Genomic DNA, 23,700 nt, shown 5'->3' on the forward strand with positions numbered 1-23,700 from the left:
AAGCGTAATAGGCCAATGCATGAGCCGTCGAGACGCATGCATGGCCGATTACGGCGTTCCGCCTAATCCGCCCTACGTGTCACTAGAGTACTCATCAAGTACGGGTGATGGACGCGCCGCCGTCGATTAGCGACGCGGTGCCGGTCACGAACGACGAATCGTCCGACGCCAGGTACAGCACCGAGCGCGCCAACTCCTCCGGCTGCGCGACCCGCTTCAACGCATGCAAATTGGTGATGAAGGACGTCGCCTCCGGCGTATCGTTCATATCGCGGTACATCTGCGTATCGACCGCGCCAGGCAGCACCGAATTCACGCGCACGCCTTTCGGACCGTATTCCGCCGCCAGCGCCTGCGTCAAGCCGATCAAACCCGCCTTGCTGGCCGCATACGCCGCCACACCTGGAAACGCGAAGCTGTAGCCGACAAAAGTCGAAGTGAAAATCACCGAACCGCCGCCATGCTTGATCATCTCGGGAATCTGATGCTTGGCGCCAAGGAAGGCGCTGGTCAGGTTGGCGGCCAAGGTATCGTTCCAGCCCTGCTCCGACACGCCCGTGGTGTCGCCCATCTCGCCCAGGGTGCCGGCGTTGTTGTAGGCGATATCGAGCCGTCCATACGCCTCGACGGTCGCGGCGACCAGTTGCGCGTTGAATGCTTCCGAGGTCACGTCGCCGGCCAGCGCGATGGCTTGTCCGCCGTCGGCTTCGATTTCAGCGACCAAGGTGGCCAGTTCCGCCGGCCGGCGCGCCGCGACGACAACCTTGGCGCCTTCGGCGGCGAACAGTTTGGCGGTGGCGCGGCCAATGCCGGAAGAGGCGCCAGTGACGATTGCGACTTTGTTTTGTAAGCGGTTCATTTGAAGCTCCTTGTGGTGGGTTAGTGAAGCCATCATAAGATTCACTAACCCAACCATCAATCGGCCAAACAGCAATTAACCATTCACAAAATATGAATTGAAGCCGCTATTCCACGGCCTTGACCATGTCCTCGATGACCTTCTTGGCGTCACCGAACACCATCATCGTATTGGCTTGATAGAACAGCTCATTGTCCAGCCCCGCGTAGCCAGAGGCCATCGAACGCTTGTTGACGATGATGCTCTTGGCCTTGTACGCCTCCAGGATCGGCATGCCGGCGATCGGCGATTTGGGATCCTTGGCGGCCGGGTTGACCACGTCGTTCGCACCCAGAATCAGCACCACGTCAGTCTGTCCGAATTCGCCGTTGATGTCCTCCATCTCGAACACCTGGTCGTACGGCACCTCGGCCTCGGCCAGCAGCACGTTCATGTGGCCCGGCATGCGCCCCGCCACCGGGTGGATCGCATACTTGACGCTCACGCCCTTGTGCGTCAGCTTCTCGACCAGTTCCTTGAGCGAGTGCTGCGCCCGCGCCACCGCCAGGCCGTAGCCCGGTACGATGATCACGCTCTCCGCGTTGGCCATGATGAAGGAGGCGTCGTCCGCCGATCCCGATTTGACCGGCCGCTGCTCCTTGGCCCCGCCGCCGCCCGCCTCCGCCGGCACGCCGCCGAAGCCGCCCAAAATCACGTTGAAGAACGAGCGGTTCATCGCCTTGCACATGATATACGACAGGATCGCGCCGGACGAACCGACCAGCGAACCGGCGATGATCAACATCGCGTTATTGAGCGAGAAGCCGATGCCCGCCGCCGCCCAGCCGGAGTAGGAGTTCAGCATCGACACCACCACCGGCATGTCGGCGCCGCCGATCGGGATGATGATCAACACGCCCAGCACGAAGGCGATCGCGGTCATGACCAGGAACGGCGTCCACGCCGGCTCGACACCGCCGGCAAAGCAGAACACCAGCCCGAGGCCGACCATGACGATGGCCAGGATCAGGTTAAGCATGTGCTGGCCGGCGAAGCTGACCGGCGCGCCCTGAAACAGGCGGAACTTGTATTTGCCCGACAGCTTGCCGAAGGCGATCACCGATCCGGAGAAGGTGATGGCCCCAACGAAGGTGCCGATGAACAGTTCGATGCGGTTCCCGAACGGCAGCGGTGTGCCGACGGCCGCGATGCCGAAGGCGTGCGGCTCGGACACCGCCGCCACCGCAATACACACCGCCGCGAGGCCGATCAGCGAGTGCATCGCCGCCACCAGTTCCGGCATCTTGGTCATCTCGACTTTTTTGGCCAGCACCGCGCCGATGCCGCCGCCGACCACCACGCCGACAAGCACCAGGCCGAGGCCCATGCCGCCGCCCGACCCTACACCCGCAGCAACGGCGTCCGCGCGCAGCTTGAGGATCAACGCGATCGTCGTCACCACCGCGATCGCCATGCCCGACATGCCGAAGGCGTTGCCGGTGCGCGCCGTGCCCGGCGACGACAGCCCTTTGAGCGCCTGGATGAAGCACACCGACGCGATGAGATACATCATCGTCACCAGGTTCATGGAGATGAAGTTCATGCGTGATCTCCCGGCTTGGCCTTCGGCTCCTTCTTGCGGAACATCTCCAGCATGCGCTGGGTGACCAGGAAGCCGCCAAACACGTTGACGGCGGCCAGCGCCACGGCGACTGTTCCCGCGACCTGCCCGATCACGCCCTCGGTGAGCGAGGCTGCCAGCATGGCGCCGACGATGATGATCGCCGAGACGGCGTTGGTCACCGCCATCAGCGGCGTGTGCAGCGCCGGCGTGACGGTCCAGACCACGTGGTAGCCGACGTAGATCGCCAGCACGAAGATGATGAGATTGATGATGGTGTGGCTGACTTCCATGATGTTCTCCGTTGTATTTTCTTCGTTATTTTCTTAAGAGTTCGCCGCCGGCGCACAGCAGGGTCGCCTTGATGATCTCGTCCTCGCGGTCGATCACCAATTTGTCTTCCTTGTCGATGATCAGCTTGAGGAAATCGAGCACGTTGCGCGCATACAGGGCGGAGGCGTCGGCCGCCACCAGGGTCGCCAGATCTGGCTCGCCGACAATGTGCACGCCGTGCTTGACCACCGTTTTATTGAGCTCCGACAGCGGGCAGTTGCCGCCCTGCGACACGGCCAGGTCGACGATCACGGAACCGGGCTTCATCGCCTTGACCGTCTCCTCGGAGATCAGCACCGGCGCCGGGCGCCCCGGGATCAGCGCGGTGGTGATGATGATGTCGGCCAGCTTGGCGCGTTCGTGCACCAGCTCCGCCTGGCGGCGCATCCAGTCGGCCGGCATCGGCCGCGCATAGCCGCCCACGCCCTGCGCGATCTCTTTTTCCTCGTCGGTGATGAAGGGCACGTCGATGAACTTCGCGCCCAGGGATTCGACCTGCTCCTTGACCGGCGGGCGCACGTCGGACGCCTCGATGACGGCGCCGAGCCGCTTGGCCGTGGCGATGGCCTGCAGCCCGGCCACGCCCACGCCCATGATCAGCACCCGCGCCGCCTTGACCGTGCCGGCGGCCGTCATCAGCATCGGCATGAAGCGCTGGTAGGTGTTGGCCGCCACCAGCACCGCCTTGTAGCCGGCGATGTTGGCCTGCGAGGACAGCACGTCCATCGACTGCGCGCGCGTGATGCGCGGCACCGCCTCGAGCGCGAAGGCTTGCAGTCCCGCCGTGGCCATCGCGGCGTTGTTGTCGGCGTCGAAGGGGTTGAGCATGCCGATCACCACGGTGCCCGGCTTGATTTGCGTTCGTTCTTCGGCATTGGGGGCGCGCACCTTGAGCACCACGTCGGCCCCGTAGGCCTCGGCCGCGTCGACGATGCGCGCGCCGGCGGCCACATAGGCCTCGTCGGTGACCGAGGCGGCCAGCCCGGCGCCCGATTGCACCAGCACCTCGTGTTTGGCCGCCAGCTTCTTGACTGTTTCGGGTGTGGCTGCGACCCGGGTCTCCCCCGGCCTTGTCTCGGCCGGTACGCTTATTCTCATGGTGCCTCCAATGATTAACAAACTGACTAGAATCTAACACGGAAATGCGGGCCTGCGGCCGTCCGGGGAACCCATCATACGGAATGTGTATTAATCAATACATGACGGTTTTATCACATCATTTATGACTATTTATCATGAAATACCGTCGAAAATGCTGGATCTGGCGCAAAGCACACAGTCAATCACGGTTTATCCGCACAAACCTTGTTTTTGTTCAACACGAACTCATCTTTTAGCCATCGGGGTTTCAAACCAAACGTCCGGAACAGGCTAAAATGTCGGCTCTTTCAAGGATGACTCATGCCGCGTATCTGGAAACCCTCTGTTACTGTTGCCGCCATCGTCGAAAAAGATGGCAAATTCCTGCTGATCGAAGAAGAGACCAGCGACGGCATCCGCATCAACCAGCCGGCCGGCCACCTCGACCCGCACGAATCGCTCGAGCAGGCCGTGATCCGCGAGACGCTCGAGGAGACGGCGTACGACTTCACGCCGACGGCGCTGGTGGGCATGTACATGTCGCGCTACACCTCCAACCGCACCGGCGAGGAAGTGACGTATTTGCGCTTCACGTTCTGCGGCACGCCCGGCGCGCAGCACGACCGCCCGCTTGACGAGGGCATCCTGCGCACGATGTGGCTCACGCGCGACGAGCTGGCCGCCTGCGCCGACCGTCACCGCAGCCCCACCGTGCTGCAATGCGTCGATGAATACCTGGCCGGGCGCCGCGCCCCGCTGGAACTGATACAAACACACGCCTCCGTGTTCAAGGAGGCGGTGAGCACCGCTAATGGATAGAAGGCTGGAAAAGCAATGAGCAAGAAAAAAGTCGTGATCGGCATGTCGGGCGGGGTCGATTCCTCGGTCGCGGCCTGGATGCTGAAGGAACAGGGCTACGACGTGGTCGGCCTGTTCATGAAGAACTGGGAGGACGACGACGACTCCGAATACTGCTCGACGCGCCAGGACTGGATCGACGCGGCCAGCGTGGCCGACGTCATCGGCGTCGACATCGAGGCGGTCAACTTCGCCAGCGAATACAAGGACCGCGTATTCGCCGACTTCCTGCGCGAGTACCAGGCCGGCCGCACGCCGAACCCGGACGTGCTGTGCAACGCCGAGATCAAATTCAAGGCCTTCCTCGACCACGCGATGCATTTGGGCGCGGACTTGATCGCCACCGGCCACTACGCGCGCGTGCGCCAGAACGGCGAGAAATTCGAGCTGCTCAAAGCCGTCGACCACACCAAGGACCAGAGCTACTTCCTGCACCGCCTGAACCAGGCGCAGTTGTCGAAGACCCTGTTCCCGCTGGGCGAAATCCCGAAGACCGAAGTGCGCCGGATCGCCGAACAACTCAAGCTGCCCAACGCCGCCAAGAAGGATTCGACCGGCATCTGCTTCATCGGCGAGCGTCCGTTCCGCGAGTTTTTAAACCGCTACCTGTCGTACAAGCCGGGACCGATGAAGACCGACGACGGCAAGACCGTCGGCGAGCATGTCGGCCTGTCGTTCTACACGCTGGGCCAGCGCAAGGGCATCGGCGTGGGCGGCATGAAGGCGTACAAGAACCCGGACGGCAGCAGCGACGCCTGGTACGTGGCGCGCAAGGACGTGGCCAACAACACGCTGTACATCGTGCAGGGCCACGAGCATCCGTGGCTGCTGTCGTCGGACCTGCGCGCCGACCAGGCCAGCTGGATCGCCGGCGAGGCGCCGTCGCCGCGCGCGATGGCGGCCAAGACGCGCTACCGCCAGGCCGACGTGGCGTGCGAGATCGCGCCCGAGGGCGACTCGGACTTCGCATTGAAATTCATGGATGCCCAATGGGCGGTCACGCCGGGCCAGTCGGCCGTGCTGTACGACGGCGACGTCTGCCTCGGCGGCGGCATCATCGACAGCTCCACCTTCGCCGCCTGATAACCCAAACCCATACTACGGAGGGGTCGTACCCCAAGGGGTACGACCCCGGCTTATGCGTCGCGGGTTGCGGGTCAGGCTTCGCCGCCCTCGCCGCCCTCGCCGGCTTCCGGCGCGGCGTCCTTCTCGGCCATCGCCGCGCGCTGGCGCTTGACCATCGCGATGACCACGTTGCGGATCGTGTTGAGCACCGTGTCGGCCTTGAACGGCTTGACGATGAAGCCGCTCACACCCATCGCGTGCGCGGCCTGGATGGTGGCGGCGTCGAATTCGCTCGAGACCATGAAGATCAAGGTCTTGGGCCATTTGGCCCGGATCTCCTGCACCACGTCCTCGCCGTTTTCCATCTGCTCGCGGGCGATGCAGACGATGTGCGGGTTGAACTTGATCAGCAGCGCCAGGCCGGCGGCGCAGGTGTGGCTCTGGCCCACCACGTCGTAGCCGCCGTCGAGCAGCACCGTGTTGAGCAGGCCGCGCGCGACGGCGCTGGAATCGATAATGACCGCTTTTAACATCTTGCAAACCTTGTTCTGTTGAGTGCGCGCGCCACCGGTTATTGCCGGTCCCAGGCCAGCATATTCCAGGTCACGCCGACCCGCACATCTGTTTTCAATTGCACCAATTGTCTCGAAAGATACAGCATTTCGCGCTCTTTTCGTAGAGTTTCGCCCAGCGTATCCTTCAGAATGCCGGCCCCGGCCATGATGGCGTCCAGATTGCCGTAAGTACGCAACAGTCGGGCCGCCGTCTTGACGCCCACCTTGGACACGCCGGGGATCGAGTCGGTGACGTCGCCCATCAGCGCCAGCAGGTCCGGCAATTGGTCGGCCGGCACGCCCCACTTCTGCTCGACCCAGGCGTGGTCGTGCCATTCGCTCTTGAAATGGTCCCACACGCGCGCGCCGTGGGCGATCAGGCCGTGCAGGTCCTTGTCGGTGGTGGCGATGGTGGCCTCGCCGCGGCCGTCGGCCAGCCAGCGCAGCACCACGGTGCCGATGACGTCGTCGGCCTCGACCTCGGGCAGCGAGACCACGTGCATGCCGAAGCCGGCGAGCTTGTCGTAGAAGGCCGGCAGCGCCTCGCGCAGTGGGGTGGGCATCGGCGCGCGGCCCTCGCGGTAGCCGGCGTACAGGTCGTGGCGCCAGGTGCGTCCGCCGAAGTCGAAGGCCGGCAGTACGTGGGTCGGTTCGTGGTCGTGCAGCAGGGTGCGGAACGACGACAGCGCGTGGCGCAACGCGATGTCGGCCTTCTCGGCGCTATCGGGTTCAGGGCTGGCTTCGTAGACGCGGCGCACGATGTTGAGGCCGTCGATGGCAAGGAGTCGACCCATGTTCAAATTCATCCGGGCTTGATCAAGCCGCCATTTTACCCGACGTGGCTAGACCTTACTTCAACAGCTCATACGGCCCGCCGCGCTCGATCGCGCGCTGGAAGGCCGGGCGGGCGTGGATGCGCTTGAGGAAATCGGTCAGCTTGGGACGGTTGGCGTCGAGCCCGCCACGGGCGGCGGCGGCCTCCAGCGGAAAACTCATCTGGATGTCCGCCGCGCTGAACTCGGCGCCGGCGAACCACGGCGCGGCGGCCAGCTCGTTTTCCAGGTACGTCAGCTGCGCCTCGATCTGCGGCAGGATGTAACTGCCCTTGACCTTGCGCGCGATGGCCTTGGCGATCGGCTTGACGAAGAACGGCGCCGGACTGGTCTCGACGCGGTCGAACACCAACTTCATCAGCAGCGGCGCCATCGCCGAGCCTTCGGCGAAGTGCAGGAAATAGGTCCAGCGGCGACGCTCGGCGGTGCCCGCCGGCGGCACCAGGCGGCCATTGCCATAGGTTTCGACCAGGTATTCGACGATCGCACCCGACTCGGCCACGACGACGCCGTTGTCGGTGATCACCGGCGACTTGCCCAGCGGGTGGACCGCGCGCAGCTCCGGCGGCGCCAACATCGTCTTCGGATCGCGCTGGTAGCGCACGATCTCGTACTCCAACCCCAGTTCCTCGAGCAGCCAGAGCACGCGCTGCGAGCGCGAATTGTTGAGGTGGTGGACGACGATCATGGTGGTTTCCCGAAAAAAGAACGGCCGTGCGCCGCGACGCGCTAGCTTAGCATTATTGGCTGGCGCGCGTCGCTGACCGATGGGTAATGGATTCCTGCAAGAAACAGCAGTACACTGGTTCCTTCCAGCCGCCGCCATCCGGACCGCCCATGAATCTGTTTTCCCCGCGCTACCTCGCCTTCGTCGCCGCCGTCGTCACCCTGCTCGCCTCGCTGGCCCTGGGCGCGCCGTGGTGGATACCGCTGATCGCCGCCGCGCTCACCGTCGTCGGCGTCACCGACCTGCTGCAAACCAAGCGCGCGCTGCGCCGCAACTACCCGATCCTGGCGCACTTCCGCTTCTTCTTCGAAGCGATCCGCCCCGAGATCCGCCAATACCTGCTGGAGGACGACACGGTGGCCGCGCCGTTCTCGCGCAACCAGCGCAGCATCGTCTATCAGCGTGCCAAGATGGACACCGACAAGCGCCCCTTCGGCACCCAGCTCGATGTCTACGCGCCAGGCTACGAATGGATCAACCACGCCATCGTGCCGGCCCAGGAACAGGGCCACGACTTCCGCATCGAAATCGGCAACCACCCGGACTGCCCGCGCGCGCAACCCTATTCGGCCAGCGTGTTCAACATCTCGGCGATGAGCTTTGGCGCGCTGTCGGCCAACGCCATCCTGGCGCTCAACGGCGGCGCCAAGGCCGGTGGCTTCATGCACGACACCGGCGAAGGCAGCATCAGCCCCTACCACCGCCAGAACGGCGGCGACCTGGTATGGGAGATCGGCTCGGGCTACTTCGGCTGCCGCGATGCCGACGGCCGCTTCTCCGAGGCGAACTTCGTCGCCAACGCCGCCTCGCCGCAAGTGAAAATGATCGAATTGAAGCTGTCGCAGGGGGCCAAGCCGGGCCACGGCGGCGTGCTGCCGGGCGCCAAGGTGACCATCGAAATCGCCACCACGCGCGGCGTCACACTGGGGGTCGACTGCGTCTCGCCGTCGAGCCACTCCGCTTTTAGCACCCCGCTCGAAATGCTGGCGTTTATCGACAGGCTGCGCAATCTGTCGGGCGGCAAGCCGACCGGCTTCAAGCTCGCCATCGGCCACCCATGGGAATTCTTCGGCATCGTCAAGGCGATGCTGGCGACCGGCATCACGCCGGACTTCATCGTCGTCGACGGCGGCGAGGGCGGCACCGGCGCCGCGCCGCTCGAATTCACCGACCATGTGGGCACGCCGCTGCAGGAGGCGCTGCTGCTGGTGCATAACACGCTGGTCGGCGCCAATTTGCGCGACAAGATCAAGATCGGCGCGTCGGGCAAGATCATCACCGCGTTCGACGTCGCCCGCATCATCGCCATGGGCGCCGACTGGTGCAATTCGGCGCGCGGCTTCATGTTCGCGCTCGGGTGCATACAGTCGCAAAGCTGCCACACCGACAAATGCCCGACCGGCGTGGCCACGCAAGATCAGAACCGCCAGCGCGCGCTGGTGGTGCCAGACAAGATGCTGCGCGTGACGCACTTCCACCAGAACACCATGGCCGCGCTGGCGCAGCTGATCGCCGCCGCCGGCCTGACGCACCCGTCGCAGCTCAAGCCGCGCCACCTGGTGCGGCGCATCTCGCCCAACCAGGTCAAGCTGGTGTCGCAGTTGCTGCCGTATCTGGAGGCCGGACAGCTGCTCGACCCGAGCCAGCTGGCGCGCCTGCCGCCGGTGTTCGGGTTGTATTGGCCGATGGCGCAGGCGGAGTCGTTCAATCCCTTGTGAGGCCCTCCACAATAGGAGATGGAAAGGCGTGCGGCACTCACCTACACTCGGTTCTCAGATAATTTTTTAACATTTATTTGGGAGGTCGGAGTATGAGCGCTACCGCTGCGGACTACATGGCACTCACCTTGGCACGGGCGGGCGTCAAGCGCGTGTTCGGCGTGGTCGGGGATTCGTTGAACGGCTTCACCGACGCGCTGCGGCACCAGCAGGCCATCGACTGGGTTCACATGCGCCACGAGGAAGGCGCCGCCTTCGCCGCCGGCGCCGAGGCCCACCTGACCGGGGAACTGGCGGTGTGCGCCGGCAGCTGCGGGCCGGGCAATCTCCACCTGATCAACGGCCTGTTCGACTGCCAGCGCAGCGGCGTACCGGTGCTGGCGATCGCCGCGCATATTCCCAGCACCGAGATCGGCATTGACTACTTCCAGGCCACGCATCCCGAAAGCCTGTTCAAGGATTGCAGCCACTACGTCGAGCTGGTGTCGAATCCGGCGCTGCTGCCGCAAATCCTGCACCGCGCCATGCGCATCGCGGTGGCGAAACGCGGCGTGGCGGTCGTCGTCATCCCGGGCGACGTCGCGCTGCAGCCGTTGCACGCGGCGGCGCCGCAATGGCTGCTGCCGAATCCTCCAGCGCTCATGCCGAACCCGCGCGACATCGATGAACTGGCGGCGCTGCTCAATGGCGCCGAACGCGTCGCGCTGTTCTGCGGCGCCGGTTGCGCCGGCGCGCACGCCGAAGTCATGGCGCTGGCGCGTACGCTGCAGGCACCCATCGTGCACACCCTGCGCGGCAAGGAGCACATCGAGTACGACAACCCCTACGACGTCGGCATGACCGGTTTGGTGGGCTTCGCGTCCGGCTACAAGGCGATGAAGGGTTGCGACACCTTGCTGGTGCTGGGCGCCGATTTCCCGTACCGCCAGTTCTTCCCCGATCAAGCCAACATCGCGCAGATCGATGTGCGTCCGGAAGCCTTGGGGAACCGCTGTCCGTTGGCGCTGGGGGTGCTGGGCGGCGTCAAGGAGACGCTGGGCGCCCTGCTGCCCAAGCTGGCGACGAAGTCCGATGGCGCCTTCCTGGCGAAGGCGCGCGCCGATTATGTCAAGGCACGTAAAGACCTCGATAATCTGGCCGCCATCGACACCGGCACGCGCGCCATCCATCCGCAGGCCATCACGCGCCTGGTCAGCGAGCTGGCGGACGACGACGCCATCTTCACCTGCGACGTCGGCACGCCGATCGCCTGGGCGGCGCGCTACCTGAAGCTGAACGGCAAGCGGCGCCTGGTCGGCTCGTTCAACCACGGTTCGATGGCCAACGCCATGCTGCACGCGATCGGCGCCCAGGCGTCTCATCCGGGCCGGCAGGTGATTTCGCTGTCGGGCGACGGCGGCTTCGCGATGATGATGGGCGAGTTCCTCACACTGCTGCAGCTGGACCTGCCGGTGAAGATCATCGTGCTTAACAACGGCACCCTGGGTTTCGTCGAGCTGGAGATGAAGGCCAACGGCTTCCTCGACACGGGTTGCGATTTGAAGAATCCGAATTTCGCCGCCATGGCCGAGGCGATGGGCATCAAGGGCATCCGGGTGGAAGACCCGCAGGCGCTGGAGGGCGCGCTGCGCGAAGCGCTGGCACACGAAGGGCCGGTGCTGGTCGATGTGGTTAGCGCGCGCCAGGAGTTGATCATGCCGCCGCACGCGACCTTGGACGAGGCGCAGAAATTCGGCCTGTTCATGATCAAGGCGGTGCTGGATGGCCGCGCCGGTGAGCTGATCGATCTGGCGAAGGTCAATCTGCTGCGCTGATCCGGCATGAGCCGTTGGTGGAGCTTGTGTTGGCCGATGACGCAGGCGGAGTCGTTCAATTCCGTTGTGCTAAACGACACGGGTTCCACGTAGGGCGGATTAGCGTAGCGTAATCGGCCAATGCATGCGCCGTCAGCGGCGCACCGATGGCCGATTACGGCGTTCCTCCTAATCCGCCCTACGTGTTTCCGCGAAATTCGGGATGGTGGTGGCCGGGATGATATCCCCTACCCGCCTGTCAGCGCTGGACGTGCAGCTTGATGACGCGCTTGTGCGGCGTCGAGGAATCCGGGGACGATGGAGGGGACGACGCCGCCGGCGCCGACGTGTCGCACGACCCGCAACTGCCGCAGCCATCGCCGCAGTTAGCCTGCGTCTTGAACAGCTTGGCCATCTTGTTTTGATCGAAGCCGCGCCGCGTCAGGAAATACACGATCTGCTGGCGCCACGCCGCCGGCAGGTACTTGGTGCAAGCGTGCAGCACCGCCGCCGCGACGATCAATCCAACGATAATCTGCTGCCACATATCAGCCTCCTGTCAGCCTATCAGCGCCATCGAGATACGGTACGTCAGGAACGACGCCACGTAAGCCAGCGCGAACATATAACCCGCCATCAGCAACGCGTAGCGGATGCTGTTGGTCTCGCGGCGCACCACGCTCAACGTCGACAAGCACTGCGGCGCGAACACGTACCACGCCAGCAGCGACAACGCCGTCGGCAGCGCCCACGACGCCGCGAGGATCGGCGTCAGCGACTGCGCCAGGTCGTCGCCGCTCTGCGACAACGCGTACACGGTGCCCAGCGCGCCAACCGCCACTTCGCGCGCGGCCATGCCCGGCACCAGCGCGATGCAGATCTGCCAGTTGAAGCCGATCGGCGCGAACACGAACTCCAACGCGCGGCCGATCATGCCGGCGACACTGTAATAAATAGGCGGATGCGTGGCGCCTTCCGGCGCGCCCGGGAAGGTGCTGAGGAACCACACCAAAATCATCAACGTTAAAATCACGGTACCGACGCGCGTCAGGAAGATGCGCGCGCGCTCCCACAGGCCCAGGGCCAGGTTGCGCATGTGCGGCCAGTGGTAGGCCGGCAGCTCCAGCATCAGCGGCTGCTTGTGCGTCGAGCCCATGGCGCGCTTCATGAAGTAGGCCACCGCCATCGCCGAGATGATGCCGGCGAAGTACAGGATGAACAGCACCAGCCCCTGAAGGCTCATGAAGCCGCCCACTTCGCGCTCCGGAATGAAGGCGGCGATCACCAGCGCATACACCGGCAGACGCGCGGAACACGTCATCAGCGGCGCGATCATGATCGTCACCAGGCGGTCGCGCTTATTCTGAATGGTGCGCGCGGCCATCACGCCGGGGATCGCGCACGCAAAACTGGACAGCAGCGGGATGAAGGCGCGGCCCGACAAGCCCACGCCGCCCATCAGGCGGTCCAGCAGGAAGGCGGCGCGCGGCAGGTAGCCGCAGTCCTCCAGCATCAGGATGAAGAAGAACAGGATCAGAATCTGCGGCAGGAACACCAGCACGCTGCCGACGCCGCCCATGATGCCTTCCACCAGCAGGCTGCGCAGCATGCCGTCTGGCAGGAAGTCGCCCAGCAGCTTGCCCAGGCTTTCGACGCCGCCGGAGATCATCTCCATCGGCACCGCCGCCCACGTGAACACCGCCTGGAACACCAGGAACATCAGCAGCGCCAGGATGATCGGGCCGACCACCGGGTGCATCACCACGTTGTCGATCTTTTCGGTCAGGTTGCCGGTGTCGTGGACGTCGTTGCTGACGGCGGCCAGGATGCGGCGCACCTCGCGCTGCGTGTCCTCGACCGAGACGGCGTCGATCGCCGACAGCGGATTCGGTTTCGCCGCAGGCAGCGGCAGCATCAGTTCGAGCGCGCGCACCAGCGACTTCTCGCCGCCGGCCTGCACCGCCACCGTCTCCACCACCGGCATGCCCAGTTCATCGGCCAGCAGGTCGGCGTCGATCTCGATGCCGCGCTTCTTGGCCACGTCGACCATGTTCAGCGCCAGCACCATCGGCAGGCCAAGGCGTTTGATCTCCAATACCAGGCGCAGGTTCAGGCGCAGGTTGGTGGCGTTGACTACGCAGACCACGACGTCCGGCGCGGCCTCGCCGGCGCGCAGGCCGGCGACGACGTCGCGCGTGATTTCCTCGTCCGGCGTGTGGGCCGACAAACTATAGGCGCCCGGCAGGTCGAGCACGCGGAAGCCGTGGCCGTTGGGCGAGCTGAATGAGCCTTCCTTACGCTCGATGGTCACGCCGGCGTAGTTCGCGACCTTCTGGCGCGAGCCGGTCAGACGGTTGAACAAGGCGGTCTTGCCGCAATTCGGATTGCCCAGCAGGGCCACGATGGGCGTCTGCGAGTGGGACATCGTGGGCGCCCGCGGCACCGCTGTTTCTACTGCACCCATTGTTTATTGGTCCGGTTGAATCGAAATCAGCGCGGCTTCGAAGCGGCGCAACGCAAAAGTGGAGTTGCCGACCTTGATGGCCAGCGGCTCGCCGCCCGGCATGCCGCGCTTGAGCAGGCGGACCTTTTCGCCGGGGACGAAGCCCAGTTCCATCAGGCGCCGCGCCAGGCCGGCGCCGTCGTCGGCGGCGTCGCCGGGCGAAACACGCACCACGGTGGCGGCGGCGCCGGTCGTCAGCGCGTCCAGGGTGATCAGGGGAACAGCAGGCGTCATGAGCTAAGTCCGGTCAGGATGCGCCGCCGGTGGGCGGCGACGCGCCCGGCGGTTCGCAAGAGCGCGTTCTCGCCGGAAATAAGATACTAGCATTATAAACGGTAATGCGAATTACTACTATTTACGCTTGCATCGGCCGCCGAGTTGAGGCAGTATACGATTAATGATAATGATTCGCATTAAGTTACTTGCAATCATGTCTTTATTGCTCTTGTGGGTTTTTTACCGACCGTTTCAGCAGCTAGCCAGAAGGTGCGTCAATGATTGTATGTGTCTGCAACAACATATCTGATCGTGAAATTCGTCAAGCCGTGGAGCTGGGCGTAGCCTCGATCGAAGAACTGCGCCGCGACCTGGGCGTATCGACCTGCTGCGGCCAATGCTTCGACTGCGCCGAACAAATCCTCAACGAGCATCTGGCAACGATCCAGGCCACCGCAGAGATCAAAGAAACCGTGCTGAAGCGCCCTGTCTTCACCAACTAATTATGAACACCATGACCTATAGCCGGACGGCGCCCTCGCTGTCCGTGAACGACGCCGGACTGCGCCAACTGAAGGCGCGGGGACGCCGGTTCGCGCCATTGGCGGCCATCGTCGTGGGTCATGCGCTGATGTTTTACGCGATCAGTTCGGGGATGATGAGCAAGATCGCCGTCGCGGTCATGCCCAAGGTGGTCACGGTGACCTTCGTCGCCTCGCCCGAGCCGCTCAAGCCAGCCCCGCCGCCGCCGAAGACGGTGCCGGTCGTGAAGCTCACGCCGACCTACATTCCACCGATGCCGCAACTGGCCACGCCGCAGGTCGAGCCGACGATCACCGTCGCGCCACCGACGCCGCGCACCAACCAGCCGTCCACGCCGGCCGTCGCCGGACCGGTGGCGCCGCCGACGCCGGCGCCTGCTGCTCCAGCGGCGCCGAAAACCATCACAGGTGTTGAATATATCCGCGCCCCGCAGCCGGTGTACCCGAGCATGGCCCGTCGCATGGGCGAGAGCGGCGTGGTGATGCTGCGCGTGCTGATCGGGGAAAAAGGCCAGGCGGAGCAAGTGACGATTCAAAAATCGTCGGGCTCCGAGAAGTTGGATGAAGCCGGCCGCCAGGCCGTGCTGCGCGCGCTGTACAAACCGTATATCGAGGATGGCAAGGCCATTCCGGTGTACGCGCTGGTGCCGATCAACTTCCAACTGGGTTGAGCGTCCGGGCCACGCAGCCCGTGCGCAATCTAAAACACGTAGGGCGGATTAGCGCAGCGTAATCGGCCATGCATGCGTCGTCGGTGACGCATGCATGGCCGATTACGGCGTGCCGCCTAATCCGCCCTACGTGCCATCACAAATCCAAACGACCCTCGATCGAATCGTCGAGCGTCTTGCCGATCACCGCGCCGATCAGCATCTTCACGCCCGCCACCGCGCGGCCATGCTTGGTATCCCAATAATAACCATACGTCGGCGCGAACTTGATCAGCGTGATGCGCGGATCGTCCTCGCCCTCGGTGAACCATGTCTTCATCGTAAAGCTCCACAACTCTTTGAGCTTGGCGCGGTCGCGCAGCACGGTGGCCACGCCCTCGATGTGCATGAACTCCGAATGGGCCGAACCCTGGAAGTACAAGGTCGCCGACGGATCGGCCGCCAGTTCCTGGTTCTTCAAACTGTCGCTGGCGCTGATGAACCAAATGTTACCCAGATCGTCGACCTGCTGCGCCATCATCGGCCGCGCGTCGCCCGGGCCGCCGTCGCCATCGTTGGTGCAGAAGAAGCAGCCGGGCGTGCTATCGACGAAGTCCTTGATTTTCTTGACGGCGTCCTCGCCGATCAAATCCTGATGGTTATGTTCCGGCTGGTTGGCATTGATCGAATCCATGGCGCGCTCCTGGTAAGTACGTATAAGTAGAGCACCCATGTTAGCCCTGGCGGCGCCAACACTCGGTGGGCTGCCTCACACTGGCGCCACGTGGTGGTGCGAATGTTAATTGTTTTCATTAACGCCAACAATCTCACTCCGGGGATATTGATACAGTTTTACGCCGCCGGACACGATTTACGGCCGTGCGGCTACGCCTCGAAAGCCCGTTCGTGGCAGAATGCGGGTATTCGACACCATTTTAGAAAGCAACCCATGAAGGGCGATCCAGAAGTTATCCGTTTGTTGAACGCACAGCTGACCAACGAACTCACCGCCATCAACCAGTATTTCCTCCACGCGCGCATGTACAAGCACTGGGGTCTGGAAAAGATCGCGAAGAAGGAATACGAAGAATCCATCGGCGAAATGAAACACGCCGACAAGCTGATCGACCGCATCCTGATGCTCGACGGCCTGCCGAACCTGCAAGCGATGCACAAGATCATGATCGGCGAGCACACCGAAGAAATGATCGGCTGCGACCTGGCGCTGGAAAAAGGCGCCCAACTGACCGTCAAGGAAGGCATCGCCACCGCAGAGAAGGCAGGCGACTACGTCTCGCGCGACCTGCTGCTGATGATTTTGGAAGACACCGAAGAGCACATCGACTGGCTCGAAACACAGCTGGACCTGATCGGCAAGATCGGTATCCAGAACTACCTGCAAAGCCAGATCATCGAAGAATAAAGAGCCAGCGGCGTCACGCGGCGCCGGTCACCTCGTTATCCTTAAGCCGCAGGCCCTCCGCCTGCGGCTTTTTCAATTTCACGAACAGCACGGCCACCGCGCCGCACAGCATCAGGCCACCGGCCAGCCGGATCACGTTCTCCGGATTCCCGCCCAGCAGGCTGCGGTAGTACAAAGGCAAGGTGAAGATCTGGATGATCATCGGGATCACGATGAACATATTGAAGATGCCCATATAAACCCCGGTACGCTCCGGCGGAATGCACCCGGCCAGCATCACATACGGATTGCCCATGATGGAAGCCCACGCCAGGCCGATACCGACCATCGGCACGAACAACAGCGCCGGGGAGTGGATCATCGGAATACTCAGCATCGCGAAACCGGCCAGCATCAGGCACACGCTATGCGTCAGCTTCGGCCCGTACTTGCGCGTGAACGGCACCAGCGCCAGCGCGCCGATGAACGCGATGAAGTTATAAAACGCCCCAACCTGCCCGGCCAGCAAACCGGCGTCGCGGAATCTCTGCGACGCCTGGTCGGTGGTGCCGTACAAAGTGGTCGACAGCGACAGCATGATGTACTGCCAGTAGCAGAACATCGCATACCACTGGAACAGCTTGACCCACGCCAGTTGCTTCATCGTCGACGGCATTTCGCGCACCGCGCTGACGATGTCGCCCAAGGTATGGCGCCAGCCGGCGGGGCGCGAACGGATCTCCGCCAGCTCCTGCGTGGTCAGCGGATGCTCTGGCGTCGTCTTCAAGGTCCACAGCACGGAGCTGATCGAGAACACAGCGCCGATCAAAAAGGCGACGATGACGATGTGCGGAATATGGCTGCTGTTGACGGCATCCTTGTTCATGCCCAGCCAGACCAGCAGCGACGGCGTCAGATAGGCCAGCGTTTGACCCAGGCCGGTGAAGGCGCTCTGCGTCAGGAAGCCCAATGAGTGCTGCTTCGGCGCCAGCTTGTCGCTGACGAAGGCGCGGTACGGCTCCATGGTCACGTTGTTGGCCGCGTCCAAAATCCACAGCAGGCTGGCCGCCATCCACAACGTGGGGCTGAACGGCATCGCCAGCAGGCCAAGGCTGCACAGGATCGCGCCGATCAGGAAGTACGGCGTGCGCCGCCCCCAGCGCGTGACGGTGCGGTCGCTCATCGCGCCGATCAGCGGCTGCACCAGCAGCCCGGTCATCGGGCCGGCCAGCCACAGATACGGCAGGCTCGCCTCGTCGGCGCCCAGGTATTTGTAGATGGGACTCATGCTGCTTTGCTGCAGGCCAAAGCTGAACTGGATGCCGAAGAAGCCGATGTTCATATTGACGATCTGCCAGAACGACAGATGCGGCTTCATGCCGCCGCCGCCGCTCATACCATCGCCCCGGCTTTGGTCGGTAACACGCCGCCGCTGCGCCAGCAGGCGATCCACGGCTGATAGAAGGCGATATCGGCCGGCACCGCGCCGGAGATGCCGCAGATGGCGCCGGCGAAGGCGTTGGCGCGCGCCAGCGTGAGCGGCAGCGACCAGCCCTGCGACTGGCCGAACAGGAACACGGCCGAGAAGGCGTCGCCCGCGCCGACCGTGTCGACAATGCGCGCCGGCGCGTGGCACTCCTGGTTGGCGGTGACGGCGCCGTCGGCGCCGAAGTGCAGCGCGCCGCGTTCGCCGAGCGTGACGATCAATCCCTTGAGCGAGAAGATGCGCATCAACGCCTGGCAGGCCTCCACCATTTCCGGGCTGTCGATCGCCTTGGTGCCCGGCTTGGTGTGCGTGTACCAACTGAATAAATCCTTGAGCTCTTCCTCGTTGACCTTGACGACATCGGCCAGATGCAGCGACTCGAAGGCGCAGCGTTCCGTCACCTGCCCGTCTCGCACGTTCAAATCCAGATAGCGCGTGGCGTCGGAATTGCGCAGCATCTCCCGCACCGTATTGCGCGAGCACTCGTGGCGCTGCGCCATCGTGCCGAAATAGATGACACCCGGCTTGGCGTCGGCCAGCGCCACCAGCGCGGGCCCTGTCTCCACATAGTCGTAAGCCTGGTCGGGCAGGATGATGAAGCGGTGGCCCTGCTCGTTGCGCTCGACCACCACGCGGCCGGTGGCCTCGTTCGGATCGATCTGCAGGCCGGCCTGGCTCATGCCGAAGCGCTCGAACTCCGCGCGCATCAACGCGCCGTTCTTGTCGTCACCGATGCGCGTGACCATCAGGGTGGACACGCCGAACGCCGCCAGATTGCGCGCGACGTTGAACGGCGCACCGCCGACAACCTGCTCGGTGATGAAATCGTCGACCAGCGCCTCGCCGAATACGGCGATGGTTTGTTGGGTTATACCTGTTTCCATGCATGTCTCCACGCCCTCTCGGGCGATTTTATATTATTCGCGTGCCAGCCAGTGCATCGCGTAAGGCGCCAGGGTGATCGTTCCTTCGACATTGCCCGGCGCCGCGCAGTCGCTCCACATGCCTTGCAGCGGGTAGTCCTGCGGCTGGCCGGTGAAGTTCATCAAGGTCAGGAAGCTGTCGCCGCGCGCCAGCGCCAGCACGCCGTCAGGCGCGCCTGCCAGCAGCGCGCGCGGCGCGTTGGCGGCCAGCGCATCCTGCTTGCGGCGCACGCGTATCAAATTGGCCAGCCCCTGGAACATGATCCCCGGCGCGCTGCTTTTATCGTAGCGGTGCTTCCAGCGCTGCTCGTCGAAGACGGGTCGCTGCAGCCAGCGGCTGTCCATTGCGTGCTGTGGACGATCCAGATAACTGTAGTCGTTTTCCATCGCCAGCTCGTCGCCCATGTACAGCACCGGCAGCGCGCCAAAGCTCAACGCCAGGCCGTGCAGCAAATGCATGCGGCGCAGCGCCAGCGAACGTTCCTCCTCGTTGGTCGCGGTCTGCAAACCGGTCAGCGACGCGGCCATGCCGTTGCTGCCGTGGGCCGCGTTCGGATCGGTGCTCTGGAAGGCGGCGCCGCAGGCGTAACTGCCCTCGGCGCCGCTGAAGAAGCGCGCCGCGCCGGCCAGCCGCGCGGCGCTGCCGGCGGCCGAACCGACTTCCGCTTCGGCGCGCAGCACGTTCCAGCCGATGTCGTCGTGGCAGCGCACATAACTGAGCCAGGTGGCGGCCGACGGCAGCGCCGGCGTATTGCGGATCACCTCGCGCAGCACGCCGGTGTTTTGCTCCGCCAGCGCGACCCACCCGGCGGCCATCAGGCTGCTGTGATAGGCGATATGGCATTCCGGCGCGGCGGCGCTGCCCAGGTAGGCGGGCAGCTCGCGCGTCGGCACGATGGCCTCGGCCTTGAGCAGCACGCCCGGCGCGACGATGTCGACGATGGCGCGCAAGGCTTGCAGGATCTGGTGCGCCTCCGGCTGGTTCATGCTGTTGGTGCCTTCGCGCTTCCACAAGAAGGCGGTCGAATCGAGGCGGAACACTTCGATGCCGCGATTGGCCAGGCGCAGCATGGCCGCCGCCATCTCGGCGAAGACGTCGGGGTTGGACCAGTTCATGTCCCACTGGTACGGATAGAACGTGGTCCACACCCAGCCGCCCATCGCTTCGACGTAGGTGAAATTGCCCGGGGCGACTTGCGGGAACACCTGGCCCAAGGTGCGTTCATGGCGGTCCGGCATGTCGCGATCGGGGAAGACGTGGAACATCGCGCGCGCTTTCGCATCGCCGGCTTTTGCGGCCAATGCCCATTGGTTGTCGTCGGCGACGTGGTTCAGGATGAAATCGGAGCACAGGCTGATGCCGGCGGTGCGCAGGCGCGTGGTCAGGTCGTGCAGGTCGGCGTTGGTGCCCAGCGCCGGATCGACTTCGTCGAAACTGGTGACGGCGAAGCCGCCGTCGTTTTCGCCTTCGCGCGGGCGCAGGAACGGCAGCAGGTGCAGGTAGCTGACGCCCAGTTCTTCAAGATACGGGATGCGGTCGGCGACGCCGTTCAAATTGCCGCCGAAGTTCTGCACGTAGGCGCAGTAGCCCAGCATGCGCTGGTTGAGGAACCAATCTGGTTGTGCGATGCGCTGGATGTCGAGCGCGCGCAGTTCGGGGGGGCGCTCGGCATACAGCTTGCCCAGGGATTCCATCAGATCGCCGAGCCATGCGTCGAAGTGGGCGTGGTCTCCGTACAGGCCGGCCAGCAGGCGGCGCAGCACCGGCTCGGCGGTCTTTAGGCGGTCAGCCGCCTGTGGCCGGAGATCTTCGGGAAGGACCGCGAGCAGGCGGTCCGAGGTTACTTGAGAGGGCATAGTCGAAAGGCTTGGTGATTGATTCGTGGGTCTTGGCCTAAGGCCCGTGGCTTGTGAACCGTCGAATGAACACGTAGGGCGGATTAGGCGGAACGCCGTAATCCGCCATCTATGAGCCGCCGACGGAGCACGCATTGGCGGATTACGCTGCGCTAATCCGCCCTACGTGTTCAGATTGACGCTTGGTCCTGCTTAGAAGGCGTACGACAAGGTGACCTTCGCGGCGCGGCCGGTGATCGAGCGTGCGGCATGGCCGTCGCCTTCCACCTCGGTATAACCGATCTTGTTGAACAGGTTATTGGCGCTCAGCGACACGGTGGCCTTCTCGGTCACGCGGTAGTTCACGAACGCGTTGACCACAGCATACGCCGGCATCTCGATGGTGTGCGCATCGTCACCCCACGACTTGCCGGTGCCGATCACGCTGGCGCCGACCGTGGCATCGCCGATGGTGTAGGTCGGCGCGACCTGGTAAATCCACTTGGCCTGGCGGCGTGGCGAATTCCCGATATTTGCCACGTCGGCGGCGGCCGTGCCGGTGATCTTGGCATGCGTGTAGGTCGCGCCGCCGCTGATGCGGAAGTCGCCGATCGAATACGCGCCTTCCAGCTCCACACCCTTGGCGTCATACTTGTTGGAGGTGCTGCGCTGCGTGGTCGCCTCGTAGTTGCTCTCGTCGGTCTTGGCCTGGAACAGCGTCACGAAGGTGCTCAAACCACCGCTGCGCCATTTCACGCCACCTTCCAGCTGCTTGACGGTGTTGATGTTGATCGGGGCCGAACCATCCAGCGGCGTGCCGAACAGGATACGGTCCGCGTTGAACGCCACGCCATCGCTGACGCGCGCGAACGCCGCCAGGTTGTTGGTGATGCGGTAGTTGCCACCGACCGAATACGAGGTGTGGTTGATCTTGTAGTTGACCATCTGCTCGGTGGCCGGATCGTAGCGCAGGCCGCCGGTGGCGATGTTGGCGGTGCCGTTGGCTTCCTGGCGGTCCTGGCGCACGCTCGCGTCCAGGTTCAGCGGGCCGGCCTCGTAGCCCACGTTCAGGTAAGGCGACGTCAGTTTGTACTCCATGTCGACCGCGCGCATGCAGCAGCCACCGAAGGCCGGACCGACCAGGCCTGGCGTGGTGCTGGCCGTTTGCAGCAGCGCAGGCTTGTCGCCGCTCAGCTGCATCAGGTACTCGTTGAAGTTCCACGTCAGCGCCAGCTTCTGGTTCGACAGATACAGGCCGGCGGTGGTGGTCAGCTTGGCGCCGTCGGCCAGCTTGAAGGTCTTCGACAGCTTGGTGTCGTTGAGCGTATTGCCGGCGTCGTCGATCGAGGTGTTGAACACCACCGCCGAGAAGGCGGCGCCGTTGTAGGCCTGGCCGCGATTCGGACCGGTGGCGAAGGTGTAGTTGCCGTTCACGCCATTGTTACCGGCGAAGACGCCGGTAAAGCGGCCGCTGTTGTCGGAGGCGCGGAACTTGTTACTCAGGTTCCAGCCGTCGCCCAGGTCGAACGAGCCTTCCAGGCCGATCGAATTGCTCTTCACATGCAGGCCGTCGTTGACGTCGGTCGACACCGGCGTGTTGTTCTTGCCCAGCGTGACATCGCGCACCCAGTTCGGCGAATAGAAGCTCACCGTGCGTGGATCGATGCCCGGGATTTCGGTGATCTTCTGGTTCACCACGCGCACCGGCACCGGCAGGGCGGTCGGCGACTTGTCGTCGACGTGCTTGAACGACAGGCGGATAAAGCCATTGTCCAGGTCATGCGTGATATTGCCGCGAATCTGGCCGCCGCTGGCGGTGCTCATGCCGCTATCGCGCACGCCTTCGCCGGTGCGGTAGCTGCCGCCGATGAAGAAGCGGGTCTTGTCCGAGATCGGCGAGCCGTAGTCGAAGTCGTAGCGGGTCTCGTCGTAACCGAGGCCGCGGCTGATGCCGATATGGCCGCCCTTCTCCTCGCCGGTCTTGGTGATGAAGTTGATGATGCCGCCCGGCGCGTTGGTCGCCAGGGTCGATGCCGAGCCGCCGCGCACCACTTCCAGGTGGTCGAGCGTACCGTCGATCTTGACGTAGCTGTCGGGGGTGATGAAGTTGAAGTCGCCCGACTGCAGCACCGGCAGGCCGTCCTCCTGGATCTGCACATAGCGCGCGCCGCCGGCCGATACCGGCACGCCGCGCACGGTGATGTTGGCGTTGCCCTCGCCGCCCGACGACTCGGCGCGCACACCCGGCACGGCGCGCAGCACTTCGGCCGCGCTCAGCGCCGCCGAATTCTTGATGACGTCCCCCTCGATGGTGCTGATCGACACGCTGGTCTTCATTTTCGACGAGCCGGTGGTGGTGCCGGTGACCACCACGCGCTCCATGTTCAACCCGTCGGCTGGTGCGGCGGCGGTGGCGGGAACTGCGGCGTCCTGCGCGGCGGCGACGCCCATGTGCAGGACGGCGGCGGCGACGGCGGCCGTCATGGCGGCCAGTTTGATGGTGCGGTGTTTCATGGTGGTCTCCAGATATTGTCGTTTTGCTCTGCTGTTTTGTTGAGCAGGTACGCCATTATTCCTTGAACACGAATTTTACGCAATCGATTGCATAGTTGCGCCGCAATATGTTTTCTAGGCAATTTCCGCGGAGGAGACGCAGTGAGAAGTTAGAACTGATTCGTTTGCAAACAAGGATTAATGGTGCAACGCACCATTAAATTTATGC

22 protein-coding genes are annotated in these 23,700 nt (G+C 63.9%); 7 read left to right on the top strand and 15 right to left on the bottom strand.

What is annotated here, in order from left to right; translation table 11 throughout:
- Positions 1-94 precede the first annotated feature (94 nt).
- From NHH88_31390 to NHH88_31405, 4 genes are all read right to left on the bottom strand, one after another.
- On the bottom strand, positions 95-859 hold the full coding sequence (locus tag NHH88_31390; protein USX14090.1) for an SDR family oxidoreductase: 765 nt from the start codon (positions 857-859) through the stop codon (positions 95-97).
- 106 nt (positions 860-965) lie between these two features.
- Entirely contained in the window at positions 966-2,441 is a 1,476-nt protein-coding gene (locus NHH88_31395) for an NAD(P)(+) transhydrogenase (Re/Si-specific) subunit beta (GenBank protein ID USX14091.1), read from the bottom strand.
- Positions 2,438-2,752 carry an NAD(P) transhydrogenase subunit alpha gene (locus tag NHH88_31400; protein ID USX14092.1) on the bottom strand — a complete coding sequence of 105 codons (315 nt, stop codon included), beginning with the start codon at positions 2,750-2,752 and terminating at the stop codon, positions 2,438-2,440. Before NHH88_31400 ends, NHH88_31395 begins: the two co-directional genes overlap by 4 nt.
- Before the next feature lie 25 nt (positions 2,753-2,777).
- Positions 2,778-3,890: a Re/Si-specific NAD(P)(+) transhydrogenase subunit alpha gene (locus tag NHH88_31405; GenBank protein USX14093.1), complete on the bottom strand. Its 1,113-nt coding sequence runs from the start codon at positions 3,888-3,890 to the stop codon at positions 2,778-2,780.
- A gap of 303 nt (positions 3,891-4,193) precedes the next feature.
- On the opposite strand from NHH88_31405, the gene NHH88_31410 reads away from it, so the two are divergent.
- Together NHH88_31410 and mnmA are read left to right on the top strand one after the other, a co-directional pair.
- Positions 4,194-4,691 carry an NUDIX hydrolase gene (locus NHH88_31410; GenBank protein ID USX14094.1) on the top strand — a complete coding sequence of 166 codons (498 nt, stop codon included), beginning with the start codon at positions 4,194-4,196 and terminating at the stop codon, positions 4,689-4,691.
- Positions 4,692-4,706: 15 nt separating this feature from the next.
- Complete coding sequence (gene mnmA, locus NHH88_31415; GenBank protein ID USX14095.1) at positions 4,707-5,813, top strand: tRNA 2-thiouridine(34) synthase MnmA; 1,107 nt, start codon at positions 4,707-4,709, stop codon at positions 5,811-5,813.
- A 74-nt stretch (positions 5,814-5,887) separates the two neighbouring features.
- On the opposite strand, the gene NHH88_31420 is transcribed toward mnmA, so the two are convergent.
- From NHH88_31420 to NHH88_31430, 3 genes are read right to left on the bottom strand one after another with little or no spacing between them, the layout of a single operon-like run.
- Positions 5,888-6,328, bottom strand: coding sequence for a response regulator (locus NHH88_31420; protein ID USX14096.1), 441 nt, complete (start codon positions 6,326-6,328; stop codon positions 5,888-5,890).
- Positions 6,329-6,366: 38 nt separating this feature from the next.
- Positions 6,367-7,143: a 5'-3' exonuclease gene (locus tag NHH88_31425; protein USX14097.1), complete on the bottom strand. Its 777-nt coding sequence runs from the start codon at positions 7,141-7,143 to the stop codon at positions 6,367-6,369.
- Between the two features lie 55 nt (positions 7,144-7,198).
- Complete coding sequence (locus NHH88_31430; GenBank protein ID USX14098.1) at positions 7,199-7,870, bottom strand: glutathione S-transferase; 672 nt, start codon at positions 7,868-7,870, stop codon at positions 7,199-7,201.
- Between the two features lie 149 nt (positions 7,871-8,019).
- Here NHH88_31430 and NHH88_31435 point away from each other — a divergent pair, with 149 nt between their 5' ends.
- Both NHH88_31435 and poxB read left to right on the top strand, forming a co-directional pair.
- Complete coding sequence (locus tag NHH88_31435; protein USX14099.1) at positions 8,020-9,627, top strand: glutamate synthase-related protein; 1,608 nt, start codon at positions 8,020-8,022, stop codon at positions 9,625-9,627.
- A gap of 92 nt (positions 9,628-9,719) precedes the next feature.
- Complete coding sequence (gene poxB / locus NHH88_31440; GenBank protein ID USX14100.1) at positions 9,720-11,441, top strand: ubiquinone-dependent pyruvate dehydrogenase; 1,722 nt, start codon at positions 9,720-9,722, stop codon at positions 11,439-11,441.
- Between the two features lie 238 nt (positions 11,442-11,679).
- Here the strand turns inward: poxB and NHH88_31445 are convergent, their stop codons facing one another.
- From NHH88_31445 to NHH88_31455, 3 genes are read right to left on the bottom strand one after another with little or no spacing between them, the layout of a single operon-like run.
- A complete protein-coding gene (locus tag NHH88_31445) occupies positions 11,680-11,967 on the bottom strand; it encodes a hypothetical protein (GenBank protein USX14101.1) in 288 nt (95 codons plus the stop codon).
- A 12-nt stretch (positions 11,968-11,979) separates the two neighbouring features.
- On the bottom strand, positions 11,980-13,845 hold the full coding sequence (locus NHH88_31450; GenBank protein USX14102.1) for a ferrous iron transporter B: 1,866 nt from the start codon (positions 13,843-13,845) through the stop codon (positions 11,980-11,982).
- A 42-nt stretch (positions 13,846-13,887) separates the two neighbouring features.
- Positions 13,888-14,157 carry a ferrous iron transport protein A gene (locus NHH88_31455; protein USX14103.1) on the bottom strand — a complete coding sequence of 90 codons (270 nt, stop codon included), beginning with the start codon at positions 14,155-14,157 and terminating at the stop codon, positions 13,888-13,890.
- Positions 14,158-14,417: 260 nt separating this feature from the next.
- Here NHH88_31455 and NHH88_31460 point away from each other — a divergent pair, with 260 nt between their 5' ends.
- Both NHH88_31460 and NHH88_31465 read left to right on the top strand, forming a co-directional pair.
- A complete protein-coding gene (locus NHH88_31460; protein ID USX14104.1) occupies positions 14,418-14,642 on the top strand; it encodes a (2Fe-2S)-binding protein in 225 nt (74 codons plus the stop codon).
- 2 nt (positions 14,643-14,644) lie between these two features.
- Positions 14,645-15,352, top strand: a complete 708-nt coding sequence (locus tag NHH88_31465) for an energy transducer TonB (GenBank protein ID USX14105.1) — start codon at positions 14,645-14,647, stop codon at positions 15,350-15,352.
- 136 nt (positions 15,353-15,488) lie between these two features.
- Here NHH88_31465 and NHH88_31470 read toward each other — a convergent pair whose 3' ends face one another.
- Positions 15,489-16,025, bottom strand: a complete 537-nt coding sequence (locus tag NHH88_31470) for a pyridoxamine 5'-phosphate oxidase family protein (GenBank protein ID USX14106.1) — start codon at positions 16,023-16,025, stop codon at positions 15,489-15,491.
- A gap of 255 nt (positions 16,026-16,280) precedes the next feature.
- Between NHH88_31470 and bfr the strand changes: the two genes are divergently transcribed.
- Positions 16,281-16,754: a bacterioferritin gene (gene bfr / locus NHH88_31475; protein ID USX14107.1), complete on the top strand. Its 474-nt coding sequence runs from the start codon at positions 16,281-16,283 to the stop codon at positions 16,752-16,754.
- A gap of 13 nt (positions 16,755-16,767) precedes the next feature.
- Here the strand turns inward: bfr and NHH88_31480 are convergent, their stop codons facing one another.
- From NHH88_31480 to NHH88_31495, 4 genes are all read right to left on the bottom strand, one after another.
- Positions 16,768-18,129, bottom strand: coding sequence for an MFS transporter (locus NHH88_31480; GenBank protein USX14108.1), 1,362 nt, complete (start codon positions 18,127-18,129; stop codon positions 16,768-16,770).
- A complete protein-coding gene (locus NHH88_31485; GenBank protein USX14109.1) occupies positions 18,126-19,103 on the bottom strand; it encodes a PfkB family carbohydrate kinase in 978 nt (325 codons plus the stop codon). The genes NHH88_31480 and NHH88_31485 overlap by 4 nt, the downstream gene beginning before the upstream one ends.
- 33 nt (positions 19,104-19,136) lie before the next feature.
- On the bottom strand, positions 19,137-20,999 hold the full coding sequence (locus NHH88_31490; protein ID USX14110.1) for an alpha-amylase family protein: 1,863 nt from the start codon (positions 20,997-20,999) through the stop codon (positions 19,137-19,139).
- Positions 21,000-21,191: 192 nt separating this feature from the next.
- Positions 21,192-23,492, bottom strand: coding sequence for a TonB-dependent receptor (locus NHH88_31495; GenBank protein USX14111.1), 2,301 nt, complete (start codon positions 23,490-23,492; stop codon positions 21,192-21,194).
- Between the last annotated feature and the right edge of the window lie 208 nt (positions 23,493-23,700).

The sequence above is a fragment of the Oxalobacteraceae bacterium OTU3CAMAD1 genome (assembly GCA_024123915.1).
Lineage (GTDB): Bacteria > Pseudomonadota > Gammaproteobacteria > Burkholderiales > Burkholderiaceae_D > Rugamonas.

Bases quoted from the DNA above. Each gene is read 5' to 3' on its own strand.
- NHH88_31455 (USX14103.1), bottom strand. From the start codon at position 14,157: ATGACGCCTGCTGTTCCCCTGATCACCCTGGACGCGCTGACGACCGGC.
- NHH88_31445 (USX14101.1), bottom strand. From the start codon at position 11,967: ATGTGGCAGCAGATTATCGTTGGATTGATCGTCGCGGCGGCGGTGCTG.
- NHH88_31465 (USX14105.1), top strand. From the start codon at position 14,645: ATGAACACCATGACCTATAGCCGGACGGCGCCCTCGCTGTCCGTGAAC.
- NHH88_31480 (USX14108.1), bottom strand. From the start codon at position 18,129: ATGAGCGGCGGCGGCGGCATGAAGCCGCATCTGTCGTTCTGGCAGATC.
- NHH88_31485 (USX14109.1), bottom strand. From the start codon at position 19,103: ATGGAAACAGGTATAACCCAACAAACCATCGCCGTATTCGGCGAGGCG.
- NHH88_31470 (USX14106.1), bottom strand. From the start codon at position 16,025: ATGGATTCGATCAATGCCAACCAGCCGGAACATAACCATCAGGATTTG.
- NHH88_31405 (USX14093.1), bottom strand. From the start codon at position 3,890: ATGAGAATAAGCGTACCGGCCGAGACAAGGCCGGGGGAGACCCGGGTC.
- NHH88_31390 (USX14090.1), bottom strand. From the start codon at position 859: ATGAACCGCTTACAAAACAAAGTCGCAATCGTCACTGGCGCCTCTTCC.
- poxB (USX14100.1), top strand. From the start codon at position 9,720: ATGAGCGCTACCGCTGCGGACTACATGGCACTCACCTTGGCACGGGCG.
- mnmA (USX14095.1), top strand. From the start codon at position 4,707: ATGAGCAAGAAAAAAGTCGTGATCGGCATGTCGGGCGGGGTCGATTCC.
- NHH88_31395 (USX14091.1), bottom strand. From the start codon at position 2,441: ATGAACTTCATCTCCATGAACCTGGTGACGATGATGTATCTCATCGCG.
- NHH88_31490 (USX14110.1), bottom strand. From the start codon at position 20,999: ATGCCCTCTCAAGTAACCTCGGACCGCCTGCTCGCGGTCCTTCCCGAA.
- NHH88_31425 (USX14097.1), bottom strand. From the start codon at position 7,143: ATGGGTCGACTCCTTGCCATCGACGGCCTCAACATCGTGCGCCGCGTC.
- NHH88_31460 (USX14104.1), top strand. From the start codon at position 14,418: ATGATTGTATGTGTCTGCAACAACATATCTGATCGTGAAATTCGTCAA.
- NHH88_31400 (USX14092.1), bottom strand. From the start codon at position 2,752: ATGGAAGTCAGCCACACCATCATCAATCTCATCATCTTCGTGCTGGCG.
- bfr (USX14107.1), top strand. From the start codon at position 16,281: ATGAAGGGCGATCCAGAAGTTATCCGTTTGTTGAACGCACAGCTGACC.
- NHH88_31435 (USX14099.1), top strand. From the start codon at position 8,020: ATGAATCTGTTTTCCCCGCGCTACCTCGCCTTCGTCGCCGCCGTCGTC.
- NHH88_31430 (USX14098.1), bottom strand. From the start codon at position 7,870: ATGATCGTCGTCCACCACCTCAACAATTCGCGCTCGCAGCGCGTGCTC.
- NHH88_31495 (USX14111.1), bottom strand. From the start codon at position 23,492: ATGAAACACCGCACCATCAAACTGGCCGCCATGACGGCCGCCGTCGCC.
- NHH88_31410 (USX14094.1), top strand. From the start codon at position 4,194: ATGCCGCGTATCTGGAAACCCTCTGTTACTGTTGCCGCCATCGTCGAA.
- NHH88_31450 (USX14102.1), bottom strand. From the start codon at position 13,845: ATGTCCCACTCGCAGACGCCCATCGTGGCCCTGCTGGGCAATCCGAAT.
- NHH88_31420 (USX14096.1), bottom strand. From the start codon at position 6,328: ATGTTAAAAGCGGTCATTATCGATTCCAGCGCCGTCGCGCGCGGCCTG.